The organism is Natrinema soli (assembly GCF_028618695.1).
On record NZ_JAQIVI010000413.1, the window covers coordinates 44,355 to 68,100 of the forward strand.

Genomic DNA, 23,746 nt, shown 5'->3' on the forward strand with positions numbered 1-23,746 from the left:
GCTCTACGGAGCACCGTCTAACGTAGTGCTTTCGTTGGTCTATCCACTGACTGACTCGTGATGCTTCGAAGCGCCGTCTATAGTATATTAGAAATAATTACTCGATCCTGAACTGAGGATTGAGTAAGAGCGATATCAGTCGCTGTTGGTAACTCGCCGAGGGTGTCGAAGAACCGATTGCTGGAGACGTTTGCAGCCGTCGATAACACGCACCGACTGGAATCGATTCCGGCGAATACGCCGGTAACATGACGAAAGCAGGGTCGCCGCGGACCTCGCGGCCCGTGACGACCGACGTCAGGACGGACGGTGCCCCCTCCAGAACTACGATCGAGTCATCTCTGAATTCTTTGTATGATGGGAAACTGAAATTTTCCAGGTGATCGCCGGTAACATAGCCTTCGGATCGAGAAAAAGCGATCACCGTCCTCGGTGATCGCGCCCGAGAGACATGTCCGGCCGATTGCCCGGGTAATTCGACAGACGGCCGCGAACCTGCGGAAACCACGTAGCATGTGGATCGATTTGGACGGATTTCTTGGTTCGGTCGAGAGAGACTACTGTAGCGTCCATTTCCCGCCGCTTTTTTCGGGTTCCTTGCGCAACGTTTCTTGCTCATCAGCATCAGATTCAGCGGCTGTCAGGCGTGATTTTTGATACCTCAATCCCGCTTCTTTAAGCAGCCGGCGACAACTCGGAATCGAGTATTCGACAGCATAGGTCTCGTCGAGAGATTGCTGGACGAGCGCCGGCGTCCACGCCGGCGCATCGAAACCAACGTCCTCGGGTGATTCGTGGACAGCTTCTTTGAATTCTTTTTGCTCTTTTTCTGAGAGTTTCCGCTTTCTCCCAGATCTATGAGCATCAGTTACTGCCTGTTCGAGCGACTCGTCGGTGTCGAGTCGTTTGAGCCAGCTATAGATTGTCCGTCGTTGAACGTCATACCACTCGGCTAGCTCAGTCTGCGTGAGTCCATTTTGTACGCTATCGCCGCTAAGAGCCGTTGTGTCGGCTTTTTATCTCCACGTTGTCGAGGGCATCTTACAATTCCTCGACAGAGATTTCGTCGAGATGTTCCACTGTGATCAATACTAATTTCTGAGTAAAAAATTCTAACGGATACTATCGACACTCCAACACCGAGATCTCCGAGATCCGTGAGGACGTTCGATTCCCACAGTACAGCGGCTGTGGTAACATTCAGGGACGATTCTAAGAGAGTTGGAATCGGGGCGAAGTTGACAACAGTCGCACCGGATAGGTTTACTGTCGCGTTTCCCACCACGCGACATGGCCGATCCAATTGCACCCTTGACATTGTCCCAGCCTCACCCGGCTGCGGCCGTTGCCCCCGGCCCTCCGGGTCTTTCGAGGCTTTTCGAGAATACCACCAAACTTCGAGTGACGGCTCTCCGATGTCTGTTGTATCGCGAGTAGAACCGTCTTCCCGGTAGATCGGTGCTCGAGAAACGCTGGCCGGAGGCCAGCGTTACATCCCCCTCCCCGTAGGTGATCTGTCTCAGGGATGGGTCCGAGACCGGTGCATGTGACAACTGGCTTCACGCCAATCCGATCTCGGCAGGCGAGGGACCGTCTGTCTCGAGTCGGGCGGATTCTGTCGGCAACGACTGAATCCTCTCCCCTCGCCACGTACACAATTCGAATATCACATAGTAAGCTCATTGCCTACATAAGCAGGTAACACCGATTTTATTGGATACTGACAGCAGCGGCATTGGCGCGGCATCGTATATACGCCTCTGGCTCGGCGCTACTGGACCCGGACGCTCGTAGACGGGAATGAGAAGGGTGGTATGCCGGCAGGGCAGTATGCGTGTCTGGTGTAGGGATGATGTGGCAATCGATCTGTTGCCCTGCCGTACTCTGTCTATCGACTCGATACAGCAACAGCCCCGTACGATCCGAGCTATGGTCCGAACAAACGAGAGGTCTACGCGGTGCTCGAGGAACTGACGGCGAACGGCGCAGCCCTCCGCGGCTCTCTCGTCTCACCCCTTTATCGCCGACAACGACGGTTGACGGGGCCGTTTGTATGCTCGAGTGAGAGGGACGCAGGTGTTTCCCACGGGCTGGTCGATCTCTCACGACCGTTTGACAGTATCTTCGGGATCGAACGATCGGCGGTTCCCGGATCGAAGATCCTGATCTACGAAACACTCCGAGAGACCCAGAAATGGTATCAGAGGATACCAACCAGCCATCCGCTATCGACCGAAGAATACCACCGGCGTCTGTGGTCCGTCTACGAGTCGTCTGAGTCGCTGGAACGAGTGGGTTCCGTTCCGGACTCCTCGACCCGCCCGCCGTCGCTAGCTGCGGGTGCGGTCGAATCGCTACTCGGCGCCTGGAAGGAGACGTCGGGGCCGAGATATTTCGTCCAGACGACGAGCAGACTCGGGAGGACGAGCACGCTCGCGAGGAACGCGTAGATGATCGTCATCCCGGTAATGATCCCGAACTGCTGTAGCGGCGGGAGGATGGCGAACGCGAGGACACCGAAGCCGCCGACGGTCGTCGCGGCGCTGCCGAGCAGCGCGCCGCCCGTCCCGGTGACCGTCCGGGACATCGCTTCCCAGACCGATCCCGTCCGTTTCAGCTCCAGGCTGTACCGTTCGCTCATGTGAATGCTGTAGGCGACGCCGAGTCCGACAGTGAGGCTCGTGATCATCCCCGTCATGACGTTGAACGGTATTTCGAGCAGGTACATCGTCCCGAGAATCCACGAGACGCTGAACACGACCGGAAGGAGCGTCACCGCACCGAGGGTCGCACTCCCCTCCCTGATCCGGTAGCTGACCATCAGGAAGGCGAAGACGGCCACGAGCGTGATCAGCAGGCTCTGGATGACCGTGTCCATCAGCTGCTTCTGCACGATATCGAACAGGATCGTCTGCCCGGTCGCGGTCGCCTCGAGCCCATTTCCGTCGATCCCGTCCGCGATGGATCGCATTTCGGTCGTGACGTCGCTCATGGCGGCCGTCCCGCTGGTCGAGATGACCATCCGAACGGCCTCGTAGTCGCCACCGGTGGACGAGTCGTCCACCGTGGATCGGGATCCGTCGGATCCCTCTCCGTCATCTGTCCGATGAATGACGGCGGCCGCTTCGTCGGGGGCGACCTCGAACAGTTCGTCGTACACCTGCTCGAGGTTCCGATCGGGCACTCTGTCGCCGTCCGTATCGGCCGCGGTGAACGTCGCGTTGAACGACTCGTTCTCGGCGGCGACCTGTCGCATCGTCCGGAGGGGACTCTGGACGTCGGCCTCGCCGCTCGAGAGGGTGACGGCAACGTCGCTGTCGGCGGTCTCGTTCTCGGCGTCCGAGACCCGCTGTAACGTCTCGGGATCAGTTACGTTGCCCTCGATGAGGATCTGCGCCTGGGAATCCTCCCGAACGAAGTTCTTGTTGACGAACTCGAGATTCTCTTTCATCGAGTAGTCGCCGGGCTTGAACGGCTCGGGGAGGTTTTCGGTCCACTCCGGCGGGTCCTCCGCGATGAAGTCCTCCTGATTGAAGCTGGTGTCGACTTGCGTCGCGCCGTACGCGCCGCCCGCGCTCATGAGGGCCGCGATCAGGATGATGATGATCGGTATCCGTCGCGCCGCCGTCGAGCCGATCGAGAGCGTTTGGCTGAATCGGCCACCGCCCGTTCCGAACGCGCGCTTTTTCCGATCGAACCCGCGATTCTCGAGGAACTCGTCGAGTTCGGCCTTGAGTGCCGGAACCAGGGTGCCGAACACGAGCAGGGCGACCGTGATGCCGACCGCGCTCACGACGCCGAAGTCCTGAATCGGCGGGACTGGGCTCGTGAGGTTCGAGAGGAATCCGATGGCCGTCGTCGCAGTCACCAACACGAGCGCGATGCCGACGCCGGCCAGCGCCACGCGCATCGATCCTCGAGCGTCATCGTCGCCGTATGCACCACCGTGCTGGCGCTGCTCGCGGTGGCGCATGAATATGTGTATCGCGTAGTCGATAGAGAGCCCGATTAGCAGAACCGGGACCGCGATGAACATCTGGTTGAAGTCGATACCGGCCCACCCCATGAAGCCGAACGTCCAGACGAGGACGGCGGCGATTCCGAACAGGCCGAGCAGGATATCCAACACATCGCGGTACGCGACGATCAGGGCGACGACGACGAACAACAGCGCGAGCGGACCGACGATCGCGAGGCTATCGCCCATCGAGTTGTTGATCTCTTCGCCCATGATCCCGCCGCCGAAGACGATAACCTCCGATCCGCTCGCCTCGACGTTGTCGTTCGCGATGGACTGCATGGCCAACTGCGCGTCGACGAGCGCATCGGATGCCATTCCGCCCTGACCGCTATCGCCCTCGGACTGGTGCGTGACCAGCAGCATTGTCGCGTTCGCGCTCGTCGAACCCGCCTCGTAGTTCGTCGGCATGAACGCCAGCCCGCTCGTCTGGCCGGCGGAATCCTCGCTCAGTACGGCACCGAGTGCGCGTTCGTACTCCGTGGCGTTCATCGACTCGAGCGCGTCGATCTGGTCCTGCAGCGTGGGCGACGCGCGCGGGGCTTCCTGGGCCGCCTGCTGTTGACTGGTGCCGTTTTCCTGGGTCGCTTGCTGTTGACTCGAGCCGTTCTCCTGGGCCGCCTGTTGCCCCCCGGAGAGCGACGCGAGCGCGACGAGGTTCGCCGCGCCGACCGTCGGCTGTTCGTCGACGAGCGTCCGATTGACCGTCTCGTTCTCTCGGAACGACTGTTGCAATCGGAGTTGTTCGACCATCGACTCCTGAGAGAGGACGTTTTCGCCTCTGACGATCACTTGTGCCGACGTCGTATTTTCCTGCCCGGTCGTGAAGTTCTCCTCGACGTAGCTCAGTTTCTGCGCTTCCGTCGAATCGCTCTGGAACTGGTCGAGTGACGAGGACTGCTCGATCATACCGGCACCGGCGCCCATGACGACCGTGAGAACGAGCATGATGGCGATCACGGCCCGACTGTGAGCCATAATCGCCTCGGAGAAGCGGTCGACCCAACTCATGCGTCGAACCGTTCCCCGTGAGCCGCGTCCCCGGCCGTGTTATTCGAACGGAATGCGAGTCGTTCGCGGAGTTGATGTGCTAATACCGCGGACGATAGCCGTCTGGTCTGCACCGGGCTCATCGCCACCCACTCCGTCGAGAGTCGGATTCGGATCGACGGTACTGGGGAGCGATTCGCGCTCGTCCCGACACGACTCCCTGCAATGGGCGCGAGGATCCCGTGGCGTCACACGCCAGGCACCTCGTTTCGGTCGCCCGTCTCGGTTCTTCGGTCATCTTGTGACTAACTATTCAGTCAGCCCTTATGAACCTTCTCACTACAGGCCGCTGTACAACGGCTAACACGGGGGATGAGAGGCTCTCCCACGTCCGGAACTGACCATTCAATCAATATTTATAGGTGGCGATAGTATACCGTTTTCAGAATGGGAACTGCTACAGAACCGAATCGGAGTCGGCGTCGCTCCGAAATCGCCACGAACGGTGTGATCGTGGGTATCCCCGTCGCCGCTCTGAACACGCTGGAAACCGCACGCCTCGGCGCTGGGAGGATGTCGATATGACGCACCCACCACCGTTCCTCGAGGATCCAGACGATACGCGGGACGCGATCATGAAAGCGACGTACGTCGCGCTCTGTAAACACGGGTACAGCGATCTCACGATCCAACGGATCGGGGACGAGTTCTCGAAGAGTAAGTCGCTGTTGTACCACCACTACGACAGCAAGGACGACCTCCTCCTCGATTTCCTCGAGTTCATGCTGGACCAACTCGAGGAACAGCTGCCGACGTACCGAGAGGGGGGAGCCGACGACTACATCGAAGAGATCGTCGATAGCACGTTCTCGTTCGGCGACGGCAGACCGGACACCGATTTCACGCAAGCGCTCGTCGAGCTCCGAACACAGGCCGCACACGACGAGGACTACCGCGAGTATTTCACCCGGAGCGACCAGTTCGTCAGAAAACACGTCGTTCACACGATCCGCTCGGGTATCGAACAGGGCGTCTTCCAGGAGGTGGATCCGCAGGAAACGGCAGCGCTCTTCCAGATCGTGTTCTCCGGAACGATGACCCAGCGCGTAACCAGTGATGACGACATCTTCGAGGACGCCCGTGCCGAGTTCGAGCGATACGTGCGGGACTGTCTCCTCGCAGCGGAGTAAGACGGCGAGCAAACGACCGGATTCTCCGCAGAATCCTCGAGACGTTCGCAACGCGACGCGCCGATCGCTCCCATTTCTCCCGACTCACCGCGTGATCCAAGCCCGCAGTAGTGTCCCTTCGCGTTGCCGACCGCCCTCGAGGAACTCGGCCCGTCTCATTTCCGACCCACAGGTCGAGGTATTCCGGGTGCCTGCTACGTCTGGGTGCCTGCTACGTTCCCTTGAGGAGATGTGTTACGCCGACGGTTTCGGCGACGATCCACGTGACGAACAGGCCGTAGGCTAGGAGTAACACGGCGGACTCCCGTTTCGTAACCGAGAGATCGGTACGCAAAAACGTGAATAAGAGAACGGTGGCCAGGGTCAGGACTCCGAGCATCGGGACGGCAACCGCGAAATCGACGGCCACGCTACCGACGATGAGAACGCCGATCGGAATCGCTACCAGGAGGTCGAACGTGTTCGATCCGAGCACGTTCCCGAGACTCGTGATCCCCTTGTCCGCTTTGGCAGACCGGACGCTCACGAGCGTGTCGGGAAGGCTCGTGGACGCCGCGATGATGGTGACACCGGCGAGAAACTCGGGGATACCGAACGTCTGGCTGAGCGATTCGACGCCGCCGACCAGCTGCTCGACGGCCACGAGGATGACGAGTAAGCCGACAGCGAGTTTTCCCCACTCGCGGCCGACGGAAATCCCAGTCGGTGCGTCGTCGGCCTCGTAGTCGCTGACGTCTTGCCACTGGATGAAGAGATACAATCCGTAGAGAAAGAGGGGGAGCAGCGCCAACGGACGCGTGAGCCGCCCGGCGAGTTCGGGTCCGTCGGGAACGGGAACGTAAATCACGGCGAGTGCGAGGGTGATGATCAGTGCGGCGACGGCGATCATGTAGAACTGGGCTTCCTTATATACGATGGTTCGGTTCGTTTCCAGATCACCGTTCGTCGCGATTCCGGACAAGGCGGGGATGACGAGAATATTGAAGATAGCGGAACCGACGATCGCGCCGATGCCCATGTTGAACGTTCCGGCGAGCGCCGTAAAGACGACGCTCGACAACTCGGGAAAGCTCGAGCCGATAGCGACGACGATTGACCCCTGGACGACCGCTGGCAATCCGTAGTATGCCGAGAGGTGTTCCGCCGAGTCTTCGAGCCAGCCGCTGCCGAACCAGATGAGGCCAGTTGCGACGACGATGACGAGCCCGTTGACAACGGGCACGTCAGGGAGTACACCACCGAGGACCATTGCCTGTCGGTACCGACTCGAGTCCTTTTAATTATTCTATGTGTCGTTTGCCTCAATCCCGGATCTCTCGTAGAAGACGCCCCTCGTTGTGGTTCCGGCTCTCACAGGTAGCGATCGAAGAGTCACTGGAGGCGGGGAACGCGTTCGTTTGCCGATCACTCAGATAGTGAGATGTGTGAACCCACGGAGAGGCGAAACTAGACCGGTCACTTGAGCGTCTCGAGCGATCAAGCGAATCGATCCGCAGCAGTAGAATCGGTCCGAGCAGTACGACTCTGCATCGGGCGTCGTCGACAGGTGAGCGAAGCTGTTCGAGGTGAGCCGAGATGGAGAAGGCTTATTGCTGACTAACTGGTTAGTCAATATATGGCCCAGTCGCTACCACAGAAACGACCGTGGTTCGCAGCGCTCCTCGCAGCGCTCGCTACCGGCCTCGGCCACCTCTATCTCCGCCGGTGGAGTCGCGGGATCGGATGGCTCGTTGCCTCTTTCGGCGCGAGTATACTATTCGCCGATCCGGCGGCGGTCGACGCGTTTCTGACCGGGAACTGGACGCTCGGAACGCTGCTGGCGGTCGCACCGATGTTCATCGTCATCGGACTCAGCGTCGTCGACGCGTATCGGATCGCTCAGCGACAGAACGCTGCCGCCAGTTCGTCCGACGGTTCCGCCGAAAGCGCGGTCGCCTGTCCCCACTGCGGACACGATCTCGACCCGGAACTCGAGTTCTGTCACTGGTGTACGAATTCCGTCGAGGACGTCGACCGGAAGCGACCGGCGGCGTCAGAACAGCGGTGAGTAGTACCCCGTTAGCCGCGCTGTGACCCGTCTCCTCGACGGTCGTTCACCAGCACGTTCGCCACGTAATCGTCGGCGGTCCGCCTCGCCGTCGTCAGCGCACGCTCCTCGTCTAGCACGACCGCTCGAGTGCGGGCGCCATCGACGATCGTCATGAGTGCTCGCGCCTCGTGTTCGGCGTCGACGGCTGCGAACACGCCCTCGTCGATCCCGTGGTCGATCACCGTCTGAAGCATATACCGGACGTACTCGTCGTTCTGCCGAAACCGTTCGCGAAACCGTTCCTTATACGGCGCCTGACTGCGCATTTCCAGTATCGCGACGAGCAGGTCAAGGTGGTCCTCGGGGTCGACGAGCAGTTTGTCGAGTAGCAACTCGAGTCGCTGTTCGGGGTCCGTCGTTTCGACCTCGTGGACCGCATCCTTGAATTGCTCGAGGATGTAGTCCAGAAACGCCGCGAGTAGATCCTCTTTCGTATCGTAGTGATAGTGGATCGCAGCGGTCGACTTCCCGTACTCGTCGGCAATCCGTTGGATCGTGAGATCGGCGTACCCGTGCTCTCGGAGTGCACGGTACGTTGCCCGCATGATTGTCTCGTTTGGGTCAGAGACAGCCTCTGTCGACGGATCAGCCATCGTATCGCTACTCACGTGGGCGAGGGATAACAGTTTTGACCCACTCGTCAGGATAAACCGTTTCGGTATCACCTCGATCGCCGCCGACTGAACGAACGCGATACGAAACGATAGTTTCGGGACGATCCTGTTTCCGAACCCTTTTGACTAACTAGTCAGTAAGCACCCGTATCGACCGACATGAACGACGAACCAACCAGTGAAATCCTGAACGCAACGTATCGTGCCCTCTGCAAGCACGGATACGCTGAACTCACGTTGCAGTGTATCGCTGCCGAATCCGAGATGAGTAAAGCAGCTATCCACTACTACTACGAGAGCAAGAACGAGCTGTTCGTTGCGTTTCTCGATTTTCTCTACGACCGGTATACGACCCAGATAGACTCGACTGCCAGGGACTCTCCTCGAGAGCATCTCCGCTCACTACTCGAGGTGTTGCTCACTACTGATGAGGACACTCCCGGGACGGAGTTCCGCACTGCGATGCTCGAAGTGAAGGCACAGGCTCCGTACGACGACGAAATCCAGGACCGACTCGTCGAATTCGGCGACTATCTCTTCGAACGGATCCGAGAGATAATCGCGGCTGGCATCGACGCGGGCGAATTCGACGAGAGCGTCGCCCCATCGCGTATCGCCGAGGTGTTCACAACGATCATCGTGGGATCTCACACACGTCAAGTCGCGGTCGATTATTCGACGGATCGACTCGGTGAGACCATCACGTCGTATATTGAGACGCATCTACTGATCAGTACGGCGGTGGAGGGAACGCAATGACGGATATTCGACGTCGCATCGGTTCTCTCTTCAAGGGGCGCGAGGAGTTCGATCTCACGTCGGGCGACATCGGAAAACCGCTCTTCTTCCTGTCGATGCCGATCGTCGTCACGAACCTGTTTCAGACCGCGTACAATCTCGCGGATACGTTCTGGCTCGGTCAGTATAGCACGGATGCACTCGCGGCGATCAGCTTCGCGTTCCCGATGGTGTTCCTCCTGATCTCGCTCGGAATGGGCATCTCAGTCGCCGGAAGCGTTCTCGTCGCCCAGTATACGGGTGCCGGCGAGGAGAGGGAAGCCGAATACGCTGCGTCACAGACGGTGACATTCGCCGGCATTGCGTCGGTCATCCTCGGCGTCGTCGGCTACTTCTTCGTTGGAGACTTCCTCGGGTTCATGGGCGCGTCTCCCGACGTGCTCCCGATGGCCTCGAGTTACATGGAAGTCATCTCGCTGGGCCTCCTGTTCATGTTCGGGTTCGCCGTGTTCGTTTCGCTCATGCGAGGCTACGGCGACACGATCACACCGATGCTGGTCATGTTCGGCTCGGTGGTTCTCAACATCATCATCGACCCGTTCCTGATCTTCGGGTGGACGGTCGTCGAGAACGCACCGCTGGTGGGTACGATTTCCTTCCCCGAACTCGGAATCGAAGGTGCCGCAATCGCGACGGTGTTCTCGCGCGCGCTGGCGCTTGTCGTCGGCCTCGCGATCATGTTTCGCGGCGAGCGCGGCGTCCAGATCAACCTCCGAGACATGGCGCCCGATTTCACCTATCTCCGCCGCCTCGCTCGGATCGGCGTCCCCGCCTCTATCGAGGGGACGGGACGAGCCGTGTCGATGAATCTGCTATTGTTCATCGTCGCGTTCTTCCCCGATACGGTCGTCGCCGCGTACGGGATCGGTACGCGCGTCTTCTCGGTCGTCTTCCTGCCCGCGATCGCGGTCGCCCGCGGTGTCGAGACGATGACCGGACAGAACATCGGCGCTGACAAGCCCAACCGAGCCGAGCAGGCGACGGCACTCGCAGCGAAGGCTCTCTTCGGTATCCTCACGGGTGCGGGAATTCTCATCTGGTTCGGTGCGGTCCCTATCGCCGACCTGTTCACGACGGATCCCGAAGTGGTCGAAATTTCCGCGGCATTCCTGCGCTACGTCGCGCTGACGTTCGGGTTCATCGGAATCATGCGGGCGTACACGGGTAGTTTCCGCGGTGCCGGGAAAACGCTCACTGCGGCGGCGATCTCCGTGCTGATGCTCGGGGTCATCCGCTTCCCGATCGCGTGGATTTCAGCCAGTTCGATCGGCGAATCGGGCATCTGGCTCTCGTTTGCCGTCTCTAACGTCGCCGGCGCAGCGATCGCGTACGCGTGGTATCAGCGCGGGACGTGGCGGAAGGGCGATCTAACCGAGTCGGACGTCGATATCGATGATACCAATATCGAGGTCCCGACAACGGACGACTGACGATGGCTCGCGAGCTTTCACTCACTGACCGACGGGCCGAAATCGACGGCCGACTCGAGCTGGCGCTCGACGCTGCAGATAGCGGCCGGTTAGCTCCTGCCTCGACGACGGTTCTGGAACGTGATACTCGGTGGTACGGGCAACTGGTAGCCCTTTCACACAACTCTCTGGCGACGACGCCAGATCGGCCGGAAGTGGTTCCCGCCGCGACAGCGATCGAACTGCTTCGTGGATACCTTCGGCTTCGCGAGGAACTGATACTCCAACTCGGCACCGAGGCCACCGACTCGGTGCAGTGGGAGGTGACGCCTGCATTGCTGGCCTCGGATTACCTCTATACGTCCGCGTATTCCACGCTCGGAACCCTTACCGCTGATCGCATCGCGGAGTGCGTCGAAGAACTCACGACCGTCTCGGAGTCGATCATCGAGGCGTTGGGAAGCGACTGTCTGCCGTCACCACCGTCGCCGGCCGAGTACTGGTCGTCTATCGATAACACTGCCGGCGCACTCGGACGAGGGGCGGCCGTTATCGGTGCAACGCTGGCGGATATCGATGACCCAGACGGCGACCACTTTGCGACACTGGGGCGCGGATTGGGAACGGTATGGCAGATACAGGACATCCTCGCTTCTGATGGGCCAGCTGTCCGGGCGGGTACGTCACTTACTGAACGGCGACTCCGTCAGCATGCGAAACGACGCCTCCGAGAAACGGATCACGCGCTCCAACAGCTTTCGTCCGCTGTCGACGTAACCTCCTTGCGAGCGTTCGGTGCGGAAACGGTCTCGGAGAGTATAGCAGGTAGCAACGGGGACTGAACACAGCGGTCAAGTACGAGTGAGTAGTCGCGACGAAGCAGCGCCGCGTGACACGTCTTCTCTCGAGTTGGTCCCAGCGAAATACGACTCCTCTCTTCCGCAACAGCGACTACCGAGTCGGTTACTGCGGGCTCGGATTCGAGCCGGCGGTAGAGCCGACGGTGCCCTGATCGAACGTCGTACCGGTGATCGACTTGAGGCGGTCGACCAGCGAGTCCTTCTTCGGTTCGCCCATGAGGGCGACGTCGAGGACTTCACTGATGTTCGAACAGGGGATGATCTCGACCATCTCCTCGTACTCGTCTTCGATCATCACGTCCTGCTCGTTCGCTTCGGGGATGATGATCTTGGTGCAGCCGGCCTTCGCGGCGGCCTCGATCTTGTGGGTGACCCCGCCGACCGGTAGCACGTCGCCGCGCACGGAGAGCGAGCCGGTCATCGCGATCGACTGGTCGATCGGGATGTCCTCGAGCGCGCTGATGACGGCCGTCGCCACCGTGATGGAGGCGGAGTCACCGTCGACACCGCCTTCGCCGGCCTGAACGAACTGGATGTGGACGTCTTTTTCCGAGAGATCGACGTCGGAGAACTTCTTGATGATCGCGGAGACGTTCTGGACCGACTCCTCGGCCATCTCTTGCAGTTTGCCGGTCGCGATCACCGTTCCGCCGGCCTGTGCGGGCGCGATTTCGGCCATGACGGGGAGCATGATACCGGAGTCCTCGCCCATGACGGCGAGGCCGTTGACGCGGCCCTCGACGCCGCCGTCGTTGATCTGCAGCTCGTAGTCCTTGCGGCGCTCGATGTAGTCGTCGGCGAGCTGTTGCTCGATCGAGCGCGAGCGGTCTTTGGCTCGAAGAACGTCGTCTCGAGTGGTGTACTCGCGATCCTCTGCGCGGGCGATGTCGCCCGCGACGCGGACCAGCCCGCCGAGGGTACGGAAGTGCAGTGTGAGGTGGTTTTTCCGACCCGAGCGCCGCTTGGCTTCGAGGAGAAGTTCCTCGACGGCTTCGTCGGTGAAGTGGGGGAGGCGGCCGTCGCGTTCGACCTCCTGGGCGATGAAGCGGGCGTACTTGCGCCGCATCTCGGGGGTGTCCTCGATGGTGTCGTCCATGTAGACCTCGTAGCCGTACCCCTTGATCCGGTTGCGGAGCGCGGGGTGCATGTTCTCCATGGCGTCGAGGTTACCCGCGGCGACCATGATGAAGTCACAGGAGACGGGCTCGGTCTGGACCATCGCGCCCGAGGAGCGCTCGGACTGGCCCGTAATGGAGAACTCGCCTTCCTGGATCGCAGTCATCAGCTTCTGCTGGGTCCGGATGTCGAGCGTGTTGATCTCGTCGAGGAACAACACGCCCTTGTTGGACTTGTGGATCGAACCGGGTTCGACCCGTTCGTGGCTCGGCGTCCCCATACCGCCGGACTGGAAGGGGTCGTGGCGGACGTCGCCCAGCAGCGCGCCGGCGTGGGCACCGGTCGCGTCCTCGAAGGGAGCGACGCGCTGCTCGCCGTTGTTGACGAGCAGGTTCGGCACCATCGCATCCCCACTATTGCCCATGGTCCGAAAGATTAGCCAGATGACCCCCGCCGCGAGGAAACCGAGCAGGAGGGGACCGACGATGATGGCGTAGCCGATGATGGCTGCGATGATGACCCACATCAGGATCGAGCGCCGCCGGTTGTGCTTGTTCGCCTCCTCCCTGTGAGCGGCGACGATCTGGTCGCCTTTTCCGGCAGGGACGGTCCGTACTTTCGGCTCGTTGTCGTCGTCCGGGTTGGGATAGACTAAGACGTCCTGCAGGTCTTCCTGCGGAAGCAGTTGGCTCATCGCCTTCGCCAGCATCGACTTGCCGGTCCCCGGCGAGCCGATCATCATGACGTGACGGCGCTGCTTCGCCGCCTTGATAATTATATCTCGTGCTTCGTCCTGACCGATGACCTGATCGACGAGCCGATCTGGGACTTCGATGTCCTCCGTCGAGTCGATCTTGAGGCCACCCAGCAGGTCGTCCTCGGCGATCTCCTCGTCGACCTCGACGCCGGGATCGACCTCGACCGTACTCCCCAGGTCGTCGACGGTCTCGATATCGTCTCCCTCCGCCTCGTCGGACGACGGCTCGAACTCGTCGATCGAATCGTCGCCGCCGGGACGCCGGTCGCCGTCTTCCTCGAGCGGCGACTGATCTCCCTGCCGCTCGGACCGTTCCTCGTCGGTGGTGTCCGAAGCGTCTTCAGGAGAGTCATCAACGTCTGTATTGTTACTCATAGAACTCGATTCAGTATCGAAGACGAGGGGATTGCGACAGATATACTTTCTCCATATGGTAGATAGTAGCAGTTGCGTCTGTCGCGGAATACAACGGTTATAGCCGGAGAACGGGCCGCCGATGGCGACTCCGCGTTTTGTCCGTGGGAAAGCGGAGAGACGATCACCGAAGCGAGATCGTGCGAACGGACGAGCGATGAGGTTCCATTAACCGAACCGTTATCCCTCGTAGTCACCGAGATCGAATATGGAACTCTCTGCCGTAGATCTGTCTCCAGTTCCCGACGACGGCACCGCGACCGATGCCTACGTGAACACCGTTGAAGCCGCACAGCAGGCCGAGCGACTCGGATACTCGCGGTTCTGGGTCGCCGAACACCACGGAATGGCGAACAGAATCGCGGGGACGACGCCCGAAGTATTGCTCGGGCACCTCGCCGCCGAAACCGACTCGATCCGCCTTGGCTCGGGGGCAGTGTTGCTCAACCACTACAGCCCGTTCAAGGTAGCCGAACAGTTCGGCGCGCTGGACGCGCTCGCACCGGGTCGCATCGACGCGGGTCTCGGGCGGGCGAACGGGTCGCCGGCCGCCGACCGTGCCCTCGGGACGGACCGACGCGTGCAGAATCCCGACGACGACCACGCCGAGAAAATCGAGGCCGTCATCGATCACCTCTACGACGACTATCCCGAGGGGCACGCCTACGGCGACCTCGAACTCCCGCGCTCCGGCGAGGACGAACCAGTGCCGTGGGTGCTCGGCTCGAGTCCCTCCAGCGCGGCTATCGCGGGTGAGCTCGGCTTGCGGTACTGTTTCGCGGCGTTCATTCGGCCGCAGTTCGCCGCTCGTTCGTTCGAGGAGTATCGCGAGCACTTCCAGCCGTCACGGCTGGCCGACGGCATCGACGACCCGCAGGGGATGATCGCGGTGAACGCGGTCTGTGCCGAGACCGACGAGGAGGCGGCACGGGTACGAGCGGTGGCCGAGGCATCGTTCAAGCGGATGAAACGCGGAGACGTTGGCACCACACCGTCCGTCGAGGAGGCCATCGACGAACTCGATGGCGTCCCCGAGCCAACGCCTGCAACGCTCGGTCCCGACGAGTGGCCACGCGCCATTTCCGGAGATCCGGACACGCTCGCGGGCCTGTTAGAGCAACTCGCCGATCGCGTCGGCGTCGACGAAGTGATGATCCAACACGTCGTCGCCGACCACGACGACGCGCTCCGCTCTCACGAATTGCTGGCCGATGGCGTCGGCCTTACGTCTCGCTGACGGGGGCTGCCAGTATCGGAGACCGCTGTCGGGATTCGCGGCCTTCAGCGGAGCGGCTCCCCTCTCGGTGAACCGCTCTCCAGGATTCTCCCTTCCAGTGACTGACAGCCGCCGATATCCCCTCCAAACGAGTGGTCTACCGTTTCCCGTACCGGCCCCGGAGTGATAAACGAACGATCCTCGGAGCGGACGCTGGACGAAGTCAGTACGACTGCAACGAGAGGAGTCACTGAACGTCATTGCACACCTGATCGAACGACGGAAGCGCGGTTCGGGGCGATGCGCGGTTCGGAGCGAACACAGTAGGCGAGAACCGTGGACTATGCGATCAGTATGTGAATCGTTTCAGTGGCTGCGATAGCTCCGTGCTACTGGACCGGGTCGGTCGTCGAAGGGATGGAAAGAGGGGTGGGGGTACGCCGGCAGGGGCGCCGCGTAGTGCGGCGACCCGCCGTGCTTCTGTCTTACGGGGTACCGAGGATAGAACTGTCTCCAAAGTGGATTGGTGTCTCGAGAAACGCCGGCCGAAGGCCAGCGTTTGAGCCCCCATCCCCCGCAGGTGATCTGCCGATCAGGGGGATGGATCCGAGACCGAGGTGACAATGCGGCAAGTGACATCACGTCGGAACGTGCTTCGATCTCGGAAGGCCAGGGATCGTCTGTCTCGAGTCGGACGGATCATGTAGGTAGACTGATTCTATTCTCCGCTATTTCTATCTCGTAACCGTAGAGTTACCAATCTATTGGATTTATCACACTAAATCGAACATCTACTGAAAATAACGGCTCTGTTGAAATGATTAGAACATGATGTGTTTGGCACCCTCTGCGATAAGTACAGCTAATACAGGTAACGGAACCGGCATTTATTCCCCTGATAGTTGTCAGGAAGAGTGTGCTGAATCTAGAAGTTACATTCAGCAAGATTACGGCGGGTTCAGAATAAAAACCCGGATACCGATTTATACTAAGTCAACGTATCTATCGTATGGCACGGAATCGTTCTCAGCCAGATGAATCGAGAGTGATTACTAGACCTGGTATCAAAATGTCACTGCTCGCCACCAGTGACGATACCGACGGTGCGTGGAGTCTAATCGAAAACGAGGCCAATCCCGGCCAAGGTCCCGCACCCCACTGGCACAAGGAGATGATTGAGGGATTCTACATTCTAGAGGGGAAGGTCGATTTCGAAATCGATGACGAAGACCGGCGGGCGGGGCCAGACGAATTCGTCTTAGTGCCACCTCGGAGGGTCCACACGTTCACCGTAGTTTCGGACGAACCGGCGAGGTATCTGATCTTGGTCTCGCCTGGTGGACTCGAGGAATACTTCAAGGAAATACAGGAGTTGAGAGCCGGAGTAGATGAGTGGCCCCCATCTGATATGGCCCCCGTTATTGAGGTGATGGAACGCTACGATACCTACCTTCCACCTGTTGAGTAATACGTGCTAACCGCCAAGCCTGCATTTTAATGTCTCAGTTGGTCACCGGGTTACGCTATGCATTCAGCACGGTTCTACAAATATATTCGATATCTGATATATGGGCTAGCGTTAGGTTCGCACATGTAGTGAGCATGCGTTTCACACTAAAATACATATGAAGAATAGGATTTCAACAGAGCCAAAATAACCAAACGGAACAGAACACGTCCGATTTTCTCTTACCTCCCGCTGAAGGGATGCTCCATACCCTCTCCTCCTTCGTTTTCGGAGGGAGACGCGATCCGCGGACAGCGCGAGCGACCCGAGAGATCGCTCGCTCGCATCGACACCCACCGGAACGAACTCGAGCGACGGGAGCAGGGTCTCCCTGGAGCGGACTGCTTGATACGAAACTTATTTTGGTTACTAACCGGCAATCATGTACCCGATATTGGTTATTTATTGGGGCGCTCTCCGAGAAAGGAGTATGGGACGGAACGTGGTTTCCCGGTCCGCTATTCAGGCCCAGAAACGGGCTATCGTCAAGACGCTCTGCTATCGGCTGTTCATGATGCTGATCACGATACTCGTCGCGTGGTTGATCGTTGATGACGTGAGCGCCGCGATAAATATTGGAATTCTAACTAATATACTGAAGACGGGCACGTACTACGTCTATGAGCGGACATGGGACCACATTACGTGGGGAGTACTGCCCGACTCGTGATCTCCGTCGGGTCCTCGTTCTTCCCGGCCGCTCGGCGTCTGGGCCGACGAGAGTACTCGATCCGTTCGCAGATCCACTCGAATCGATCGGCGGTACTAATGAGCGGGACTGCAGATCCATCGGAGACCAGTCACACGGTCTCGAGGCGGACGATGGACTATAGTAGCCACTGAAAGTCAATCCACGCCTGATCGCATGACAGCGTTTCGATCAGGTGAACAGTGGATTTCAGTAACAACTATAGTTCGTGCGGCGTCGCTTCGCGCGTCACAGCGTAGGATCGCCGGCGGAGACGGGAGTCGGCAGAGCGATGGTGAGTCGAAGCGTGACCGGTTGGAAGCCGAAACCGATCCCGCGACGGATATCCGCGAGCGTTTCGACGGCGGCAGCCACGCGCCCGACGTGCGCGAACTGATCGGCCACGAGCACATGCTGCCGTCGTCGACGAACCCGTCGATACCCTACACCGAGATTATCAACACGTTCGACAAACTGGACGAGCGAACGTTTCGACGATACGCTCGAGAATGCTCGTATCCGGATCGATATATGGTATTCTCACCGGTGATTCGTCTGAATTTACTTCTGAATGCCATCAAAACTCGATTCCCCTCCAAACTATATCTGGCAAAGACCAAATTTTCGGTTGAGGTTCGTTGGATTCCGATGTGTATACGTTGTTTCGACTCACACCTCCGTTTCCGATCATCAATTACGTGTCTCATCATCTATTTCATATTATAGTAGTGTATAAAACCCGCAATTCTTTTACTACTGCTCACTCGACTGCTCATCCACGAACTCTGAAAGCTGGTAATGCCCCTTTCGAGAGTAGGAGGCGCGTTGTAATTCAGTTTCGCTCGGTATATTTGAGCGAACCGTTCTCCACTAATTGAGCGAGGAAAATCAAAAGACCGTAACCCTCGACGAGAACCAGATGTCAGAGAGATCGTTGCTCTCGGTCAATCGATGCAGAAATACGGCAGTAGGATGAGGCCCTCGTCGTCCGAAGATTGCGGCATCAGGAATCAGCATCGACCCGGTATGTATTGTAGTATATTCTCAATATAGACGCCGGTCAAATAATGGAAATTATTCATCATTTATTCCTCTAACTATATGATTTCCTCATAATTGTATCTTGTTGGATATAGAAATACTAAAATAAAAGTATAAAATTTACATAAATGAGAGGTCTAGGGCTAACTAGCCGATTCATACGGTGTGAGCCGGTAACCGTTCCAGTTTTGACCCTCCAGATGACCGCGCCGGGTCGCAGAGTTCGTCAACGGAGACGGGCTGGACCCCGTCACCCGTTTCGACATCATCGGTGTCCATACTCGAGACGTAGCGATGGTCGACAGCGTCGGTGTCGGCGCTCACGTCACTGAGACACTCGAATTCGGATTCTACGAGGAGATCCACCCCCCTCGCGCTGTTCGAACTAGGGACGAATCCAGTGTTCTCGTTTACGGCGACGAATCGCTCGAGGGGGACGTCGTCGCGCAGTACCTCTTGGATCTCGTCGGGGATTGCCTCGATATCTCGGTGCGCGTGAAGCCGGTGCGATGCAGTTCGCCGTCGCCCCGACCCCGCAGTTCGAGTGCGAGCGAGCGGGTGAAGCCGAAGAGGCCGCTTTTCGCCGCTGCATAGTTTGCTTGACCGACGTTGCCCTGTATCCCGATCACGCTCGAGATGGTGATTACTCGGCCGTCGTTGACGGTCTCGAGGTCGTCGTAGAACGCCTTGGTGCAGGTAAACGCCCCGTAGAGCAAGACTCAATCACGCTGGGCCAGTCATGGGACTCATTCTAGTGAGCGGACAGTCGCTCGTGATACCCGCGTTGCTGACGAGAATGTCGATCGGTCCGAACGTCTCGAGGACCGCCTCGCGCATCGCGTCGATCTCGGCGCGATCGGTGACGTCAACTTGGATCGGATGGGCCGCTCCCTCGGCGTCGGCGTCGGTGTTCGCGTCGGCGACCCCGTGAGCTCCGGTCACCGGCGACCGATACCACAATTCATGTATACGAGCGCCCCGAACACTCGCATGAAATGTCGACGGTGCACGCCAATTATATCGACGGCCAGTGGAACGAATCGGAAAGCGGTGACACCTTCGAGGTTCGAAATCCTGCAAATACCGACGAAGTCGTGGGACAATATCAATCGTCGACGCGAGCGGACGTCGAAACGGCGATAGACGCAGCGGTCGCCGCTCAAGACGAGTGGGCCGATACGCCCGGTCCGAGCCGCGGACAGATCCTCAAAGAAACCGGAAACCGCCTCGCGGCGCGCAAAGATGAGGCGACGGAGACCTTGGTCAGAGAGGAAGGTAAAACCCGCAGCGAGGCCGCCGGCGAAGTCCAGCGTGCGATCGATATCTTCGCATACTACGCCGAGAAGGCCCGCGACCTCGGTGGAACGTCGAAGGCCCCGAGCGCGCCCGGAAAGGATCTCTATACGAAGCCCGAGCCGCTGGGAACGGTCGGCCTCATTACGCCGTGGAACTACCCCATCGCGATTCCGGCTTGGAAACTGGCGCCCGCGCTCGCGACCGGAAATACGCTGATCATCAAACCCGCTTCGGAGGCGCCGAACGTGACCCGGATCGTTTTCGAGTGTCTCGACGAAGCGAGACTGCCGGACGGCGTCGCGAACTTCGTTACGGGTTCGGGAAGCGAAGTGGGTGCACCGCTAGCGTCCAACGACGACATCGACGCCGTGTCGTTTACCGGCAGCACGGAGGTCGGAACGACGGTCGCCCAAACGGCGGCGGACGATCTGAAGCGCGTCCAGTGTGAGATGGGCGGCAAAAACCCCACGGTGGTCATGCCGAGTGCCGACATCGACAACGCCGTCGACATCGTTGGCGTCGGTGCGTTCGGAACGACCGGCCAATCCTGTACTGCCTGTTCCCGCGCGATCGTCCACGAAGACGTCGCCGACGAGTTCGTCGACGCGATCACCGACTACGCGGAATCGCTCGAAGTCGGCCCCGGTCTCGAGGACCCCGACATGGGACCGCACGTCAGCCGAAGCGAACTCGAGTCGACGCTCGAGTACGTCGATGTCGCTCGAGAGGACGGGGCGACGGTACGGACCGGTGGCGGCGAGCCCGACGGTGACGGGTACGACGGGTTCTTCGTCGAACCGACCGTCGTCACCGATGTCGAAAGCGAGATGCGGATCGCTCAGGAGGAAGTCTTCGGGCCAGTGCTCGCTGTCATCACGGTCGGCGATTTCGAGGAGGCCCTCGCGGTAGCGAACGATGTCGAATACGGACTGTCCGCGAGCATCGTCACGCAGGATCTCACGGAGGCCAACCAGTTCGTTGAGGATGTCGAGGCCGGCGTCGCGAAGGTAAACGAGAAGACGACGGGGCTGGAACTTCACGTTCCGTTCGGCGGCTACAAGAACTCTTCGACGAACACGTATCGGGAACAGGGCGATGCCGGACTCGACTTCTTCACGAGCACGAAAACGGTCTACATGAACTACTGACGTCCCGTCAAGGGACGTGCGGAGCCGAATAGCCAATTTCGATCATCTCGAACGATTCCTCTCTTGGGCCTATTTTCGCAGGTTAGTAGTCGAAGCGGAACGAGCCACCGATCCGGACCGTACGGTCCGACGGCCGTTCGTCGAACGCCGGCGATTTCGTCGCTCAATTGGCCGTAGACGATGGTTTTATGCCAATTGCCGCCACAAACCAATCTATGGCCTTGTCTGCCGAGCAGGTGCAGGAGCACCTCCGTGGCGTAGCTGTCGGATTGCTTACACCTTTCGATGAAGACGGCGAAATCGAATACGAGAAGATAACGGAAAACGCGAGAGCGCTCCACGACAAAGGAGTCGGAACGTTCCTCGCGACCGCAAACATCAGCGAGTACCACTCGCTGTCACAGAGCGAACGGGTCGCAGCCGCCGAAGCAACCCTCGACGGCCTTCCGGAAAGCGCCTGTGTGCTTGCGGGCGTCGGCGGGAGCACGGCCGGCGCTCAGGAACTCGCTCGAGAGTACGAACAGCTCGGAGTCGACGCGATGATGGTCATGCCGCCCGACCACACCTACCTCCACGAAGAGGGACTCCTCGAGTACTATCGGAAGCTCGGAGCGAGTACCGAACGACCGCTCGTCCCCTACGTCCGCGGGTTCAATCCGTCCGTCGACTACCTCGGGAAACTCACGCGACTCGACTGCGTCGTCGGTATCAAGTACGCGCTGAAAGACAGCGTGAAACTCGGCGCCGGAATCGCAGCGGGTAACGACGACGTCGTTTGGGTCAACGGCCTCGCGGAACCCTTTGCAGTCGCCTACTGGGCGGAAGGTGTCGAAGGGTTCTCTGCGGGTGTGAGCAACTTCCGTCCGGAGATCGGACTCGAACTGTTCGACGCGCTCTCCGACGGTGACTGGGACCGTGCGCGGGAGCTCCGAAACATCTGTCTCCCGTATCAGAACCTCCGCGACGAATACGGTGAGAACAACGAGATTCCGGGAGCCGTCAGCGTTCCCGTCGTCAAGAAGGGGCTCGAACTTGCCGGGCTCCACGGCGGGGACATCCGCGAGCCGATCCGTCCGCTTCCCGATCAGATCGAACGCGAAGCCGAAGAGCGCTACGACGAACTCGAAGATAACATCGACCGCTTGATCACGTAAGACGACGATTCGCCGTCTTCAGTGCAGTCGACTACCTGTTTTTTGTTGTCGCAGTACATCGCGTCTACGATCATGCCTGCATCGCAAGCGATTCTACTATCCACCCTGCTGATCAACCCGACGGAAACAGAAACGGAACGGTCGTTAGAAGAAGTAGTTGTTCGGGACGTAGACTGAGACCTCCGGCACGAGTGCGACGATCAGAATGACAATCAAGAGCGGAATGTAGAACAATACCATCGCTCGCATGACCGTCTCGAGGGACGCGTCGGTCACCTTCTCCAGCACGAAGAGGACGGAGCCCAGCGGTGGTGTGACGACGCCGGTCATGAGCGAGAGGATCATCACGATCCCGAAGTGAATCGGATCGATCCCGAGCGTTCCGATGATCGGCATCAGGATCGGTACCATAATCATGATCGTAGCAGTGATGCTCATGAACGTCCCGATGAGCATGAACAGCGGGACGAAGATCAGGATCGCAATCGTCGGATCCGTCGTGAATCCTGTGATTGCGTCGGCCAGCAGTATCGGGATCCGGAGCTGCAATGCGACGAGGCCATACAGCATTGCCAGGGAGATGATAAACAGAATGGAGAACGTTTCGACCATTCCTTCCTGGAACTCCTCGAGGAGAATTTCGCCGGTCAGCGAGCCCTGATAGAAGCCGAGTGCGATCGCATAGACGACCGCGACCGCGCCGGCTTCCGTCGCGGTGAACATCCCGGAGAGAATACCGCCGACGATGAAGACGGGAATGAGTAGCGCGGGTAAGGCGTTGACGAATTCCCGTCCGATCGTCCGAAGCCCGACGGCCTCACCTTTCCCGTATCCTTTCCACCGGACGACGAGATACGTGAAGATGGAGAGGACGCCAGCCAGTAGGAGCCCCGGGACGATCCCGGCGAGAAACAGGGCACCGATCGACTCTTCGGCTAACACGCCGTACAGAATGATCGGCACGCTCGGCGGGATGATCGGGCCGATAATCGACGACGCACCGGTGACACCGATCGCCGTTTTCTTGTCGTATCCTTGATCGCGCATCGCGTTGTACTCGACTCGACCGAGCCCCGCAGCGTCGGCGACTGCCAGCCCGGACATCCCCGAGAAGATGACGCTCGCGCCGATATTGACCTGAGCGATGCCGCCGCGGACTCGCCCGAAGATAGCGCTTGCGAAGTCGAAGACCTCTGTGGTCATGTCCGTTCTATTCATCAGTCGACCTAACATAAGATAGAACGGGACTGCAAGCAACGTAAACGAGTTCAGCCCGTGCATCAACTGATTCGACATCAAGCCGTAATTAAGGGGCGGGCCAAACGGGGAGAGCATGATGAGGATACATGCTGACCCGATCGCGACCGCGACGGGCATGCCAAGCGCATAGAGGACCAACAATCCCCCGAGGAAAATGAGCCCGATCAGTACTAGCTCCATC

18 protein-coding genes and 1 pseudogene are annotated in these 23,746 nt (G+C 59.4%); 10 read left to right on the top strand and 9 right to left on the bottom strand.

Going from position 1 to position 23,746, the window contains the following annotated elements:
- Positions 1-87: 87 nt before the first annotated feature.
- Together PGX04_RS22540 and PGX04_RS22545 are read right to left on the bottom strand one after the other, a co-directional pair.
- Positions 88-1,026, bottom strand: a pseudogene (locus PGX04_RS22540) (IS630 family transposase).
- A 1,237-nt stretch (positions 1,027-2,263) separates the two neighbouring features.
- Positions 2,264-5,029: an efflux RND transporter permease subunit gene (locus PGX04_RS22545; RefSeq protein WP_273740555.1), complete on the bottom strand. Its 2,766-nt coding sequence runs from the start codon at positions 5,027-5,029 to the stop codon at positions 2,264-2,266.
- A gap of 560 nt (positions 5,030-5,589) precedes the next feature.
- Here PGX04_RS22545 and PGX04_RS22550 point away from each other — a divergent pair.
- On the top strand, positions 5,590-6,198 hold the full coding sequence (locus tag PGX04_RS22550) for a TetR/AcrR family transcriptional regulator (protein ID WP_273740556.1): 609 nt from the start codon (positions 5,590-5,592) through the stop codon (positions 6,196-6,198).
- 211 nt (positions 6,199-6,409) lie between these two features.
- Here the strand turns inward: PGX04_RS22550 and PGX04_RS22555 are convergent, their stop codons facing one another.
- A complete protein-coding gene (locus tag PGX04_RS22555) occupies positions 6,410-7,447 on the bottom strand; it encodes a sodium:calcium antiporter (protein ID WP_273740557.1) in 1,038 nt (345 codons plus the stop codon).
- A gap of 366 nt (positions 7,448-7,813) precedes the next feature.
- Between PGX04_RS22555 and PGX04_RS22560 the strand changes: the two genes are divergently transcribed.
- A complete protein-coding gene (locus PGX04_RS22560) occupies positions 7,814-8,245 on the top strand; it encodes a zinc ribbon domain-containing protein (protein WP_273740558.1) in 432 nt (143 codons plus the stop codon).
- Between the two features lie 11 nt (positions 8,246-8,256).
- Here PGX04_RS22560 and PGX04_RS22565 read toward each other — a convergent pair whose 3' ends face one another.
- Positions 8,257-8,880 (bottom strand): TetR/AcrR family transcriptional regulator, encoded by a 624-nt coding sequence (locus PGX04_RS22565; protein ID WP_273740559.1) that lies wholly within the window; start codon positions 8,878-8,880, stop codon positions 8,257-8,259.
- Between the two features lie 180 nt (positions 8,881-9,060).
- Between PGX04_RS22565 and PGX04_RS22570 the strand changes: the two genes are divergently transcribed.
- Genes PGX04_RS22570 through PGX04_RS22580 form a run of 3 tightly spaced genes read left to right on the top strand, consistent with a single transcriptional unit; the run spans position 9,061 to position 11,950 of the window.
- Entirely contained in the window at positions 9,061-9,660 is a 600-nt protein-coding gene (locus tag PGX04_RS22570; protein WP_273740560.1) for a TetR/AcrR family transcriptional regulator, read from the top strand.
- Positions 9,657-11,129, top strand: coding sequence for an MATE family efflux transporter (locus PGX04_RS22575; RefSeq protein ID WP_273740561.1), 1,473 nt, complete (start codon positions 9,657-9,659; stop codon positions 11,127-11,129). Before PGX04_RS22570 ends, PGX04_RS22575 begins: the two co-directional genes overlap by 4 nt.
- A gap of 2 nt (positions 11,130-11,131) precedes the next feature.
- Positions 11,132-11,950, top strand: coding sequence for a polyprenyl synthetase family protein (locus tag PGX04_RS22580; protein WP_273740562.1), 819 nt, complete (start codon positions 11,132-11,134; stop codon positions 11,948-11,950).
- A gap of 121 nt (positions 11,951-12,071) precedes the next feature.
- Here the strand turns inward: PGX04_RS22580 and lonB are convergent, their stop codons facing one another.
- Positions 12,072-14,216 (bottom strand): ATP-dependent protease LonB, encoded by a 2,145-nt coding sequence (lonB, locus tag PGX04_RS22585; protein ID WP_273740563.1) that lies wholly within the window; start codon positions 14,214-14,216, stop codon positions 12,072-12,074.
- Positions 14,217-14,463: 247 nt separating this feature from the next.
- On the opposite strand from lonB, the gene PGX04_RS22590 reads away from it, so the two are divergent.
- The 3 genes from PGX04_RS22590 (at position 14,464) to PGX04_RS22600 (ending at position 17,648) form a co-directional block, all read left to right on the top strand.
- Positions 14,464-15,492, top strand: a complete 1,029-nt coding sequence (locus tag PGX04_RS22590) for an LLM class flavin-dependent oxidoreductase (protein ID WP_273740564.1) — start codon at positions 14,464-14,466, stop codon at positions 15,490-15,492.
- A 1,048-nt stretch (positions 15,493-16,540) separates the two neighbouring features.
- Positions 16,541-16,939, top strand: coding sequence for a cupin domain-containing protein (locus PGX04_RS22595; RefSeq protein ID WP_273740565.1), 399 nt, complete (start codon positions 16,541-16,543; stop codon positions 16,937-16,939).
- Between the two features lie 469 nt (positions 16,940-17,408).
- The gene (locus PGX04_RS22600; RefSeq protein WP_273740566.1) at positions 17,409-17,648 is read left to right on the top strand and encodes a DUF2061 domain-containing protein; all 240 of its coding nucleotides are present in this window, start codon (positions 17,409-17,411) and stop codon (positions 17,646-17,648) included.
- Positions 17,649-17,915: 267 nt separating this feature from the next.
- Here PGX04_RS22600 and PGX04_RS22605 read toward each other — a convergent pair whose 3' ends face one another.
- The 3 genes from PGX04_RS22605 to PGX04_RS22615 form a co-directional block, all read right to left on the bottom strand.
- On the bottom strand, positions 17,916-18,071 hold the full coding sequence (locus PGX04_RS22605; protein WP_273740567.1) for a hypothetical protein: 156 nt from the start codon (positions 18,069-18,071) through the stop codon (positions 17,916-17,918).
- A 1,046-nt stretch (positions 18,072-19,117) separates the two neighbouring features.
- Positions 19,118-19,423: an SDR family NAD(P)-dependent oxidoreductase gene (locus tag PGX04_RS22610; protein WP_273740568.1), complete on the bottom strand. Its 306-nt coding sequence runs from the start codon at positions 19,421-19,423 to the stop codon at positions 19,118-19,120.
- A 7-nt stretch (positions 19,424-19,430) separates the two neighbouring features.
- Positions 19,431-19,649: an SDR family NAD(P)-dependent oxidoreductase gene (locus PGX04_RS22615; RefSeq protein WP_273740569.1), complete on the bottom strand. Its 219-nt coding sequence runs from the start codon at positions 19,647-19,649 to the stop codon at positions 19,431-19,433.
- Between the two features lie 53 nt (positions 19,650-19,702).
- Between PGX04_RS22615 and xacF the strand changes: the two genes are divergently transcribed.
- Both xacF and PGX04_RS22625 read left to right on the top strand, forming a co-directional pair.
- On the top strand, positions 19,703-21,151 hold the full coding sequence (xacF, locus tag PGX04_RS22620; RefSeq protein ID WP_273740570.1) for a 2,5-dioxovalerate dehydrogenase: 1,449 nt from the start codon (positions 19,703-19,705) through the stop codon (positions 21,149-21,151).
- A 215-nt stretch (positions 21,152-21,366) separates the two neighbouring features.
- Positions 21,367-22,305 carry a dihydrodipicolinate synthase family protein gene (locus PGX04_RS22625; RefSeq protein ID WP_273740571.1) on the top strand — a complete coding sequence of 313 codons (939 nt, stop codon included), beginning with the start codon at positions 21,367-21,369 and terminating at the stop codon, positions 22,303-22,305.
- Positions 22,306-22,449: 144 nt separating this feature from the next.
- Here the strand turns inward: PGX04_RS22625 and PGX04_RS22630 are convergent, their stop codons facing one another.
- The gene (locus PGX04_RS22630) at positions 22,450-23,745 is read right to left on the bottom strand and encodes a TRAP transporter large permease (protein WP_273740572.1); all 1,296 of its coding nucleotides are present in this window, start codon (positions 23,743-23,745) and stop codon (positions 22,450-22,452) included.
- Position 23,746: the final 1 nt, after the last annotated feature.

What these genes read in the sequence shown, in the direction of transcription:
- PGX04_RS22545 (WP_273740555.1), bottom strand. Translation starts at nt 5,029, where the DNA reads ATGAGTTGGGTCGACCGCTTCTCCGAGGCGATTATGGCTCACAGTCGG.
- PGX04_RS22550 (WP_273740556.1), top strand. Translation starts at nt 5,590, where the DNA reads ATGACGCACCCACCACCGTTCCTCGAGGATCCAGACGATACGCGGGAC.
- PGX04_RS22555 (WP_273740557.1), bottom strand. Translation starts at nt 7,447, where the DNA reads ATGGTCCTCGGTGGTGTACTCCCTGACGTGCCCGTTGTCAACGGGCTC.
- PGX04_RS22560 (WP_273740558.1), top strand. Translation starts at nt 7,814, where the DNA reads ATGGCCCAGTCGCTACCACAGAAACGACCGTGGTTCGCAGCGCTCCTC.
- PGX04_RS22565 (WP_273740559.1), bottom strand. Translation starts at nt 8,880, where the DNA reads ATGGCTGATCCGTCGACAGAGGCTGTCTCTGACCCAAACGAGACAATC.
- PGX04_RS22570 (WP_273740560.1), top strand. Translation starts at nt 9,061, where the DNA reads ATGAACGACGAACCAACCAGTGAAATCCTGAACGCAACGTATCGTGCC.
- PGX04_RS22575 (WP_273740561.1), top strand. Translation starts at nt 9,657, where the DNA reads ATGACGGATATTCGACGTCGCATCGGTTCTCTCTTCAAGGGGCGCGAG.
- PGX04_RS22580 (WP_273740562.1), top strand. Translation starts at nt 11,132, where the DNA reads ATGGCTCGCGAGCTTTCACTCACTGACCGACGGGCCGAAATCGACGGC.
- lonB (WP_273740563.1), bottom strand. Translation starts at nt 14,216, where the DNA reads ATGAGTAACAATACAGACGTTGATGACTCTCCTGAAGACGCTTCGGAC.
- PGX04_RS22590 (WP_273740564.1), top strand. Translation starts at nt 14,464, where the DNA reads ATGGAACTCTCTGCCGTAGATCTGTCTCCAGTTCCCGACGACGGCACC.
- PGX04_RS22595 (WP_273740565.1), top strand. Translation starts at nt 16,541, where the DNA reads ATGTCACTGCTCGCCACCAGTGACGATACCGACGGTGCGTGGAGTCTA.
- PGX04_RS22600 (WP_273740566.1), top strand. Translation starts at nt 17,409, where the DNA reads ATGGGACGGAACGTGGTTTCCCGGTCCGCTATTCAGGCCCAGAAACGG.
- xacF (WP_273740570.1), top strand. Translation starts at nt 19,703, where the DNA reads ATGTCGACGGTGCACGCCAATTATATCGACGGCCAGTGGAACGAATCG.
- PGX04_RS22625 (WP_273740571.1), top strand. Translation starts at nt 21,367, where the DNA reads ATGGCCTTGTCTGCCGAGCAGGTGCAGGAGCACCTCCGTGGCGTAGCT.
- PGX04_RS22630 (WP_273740572.1), bottom strand. Translation starts at nt 23,745, where the DNA reads ATGGAGCTAGTACTGATCGGGCTCATTTTCCTCGGGGGATTGTTGGTC.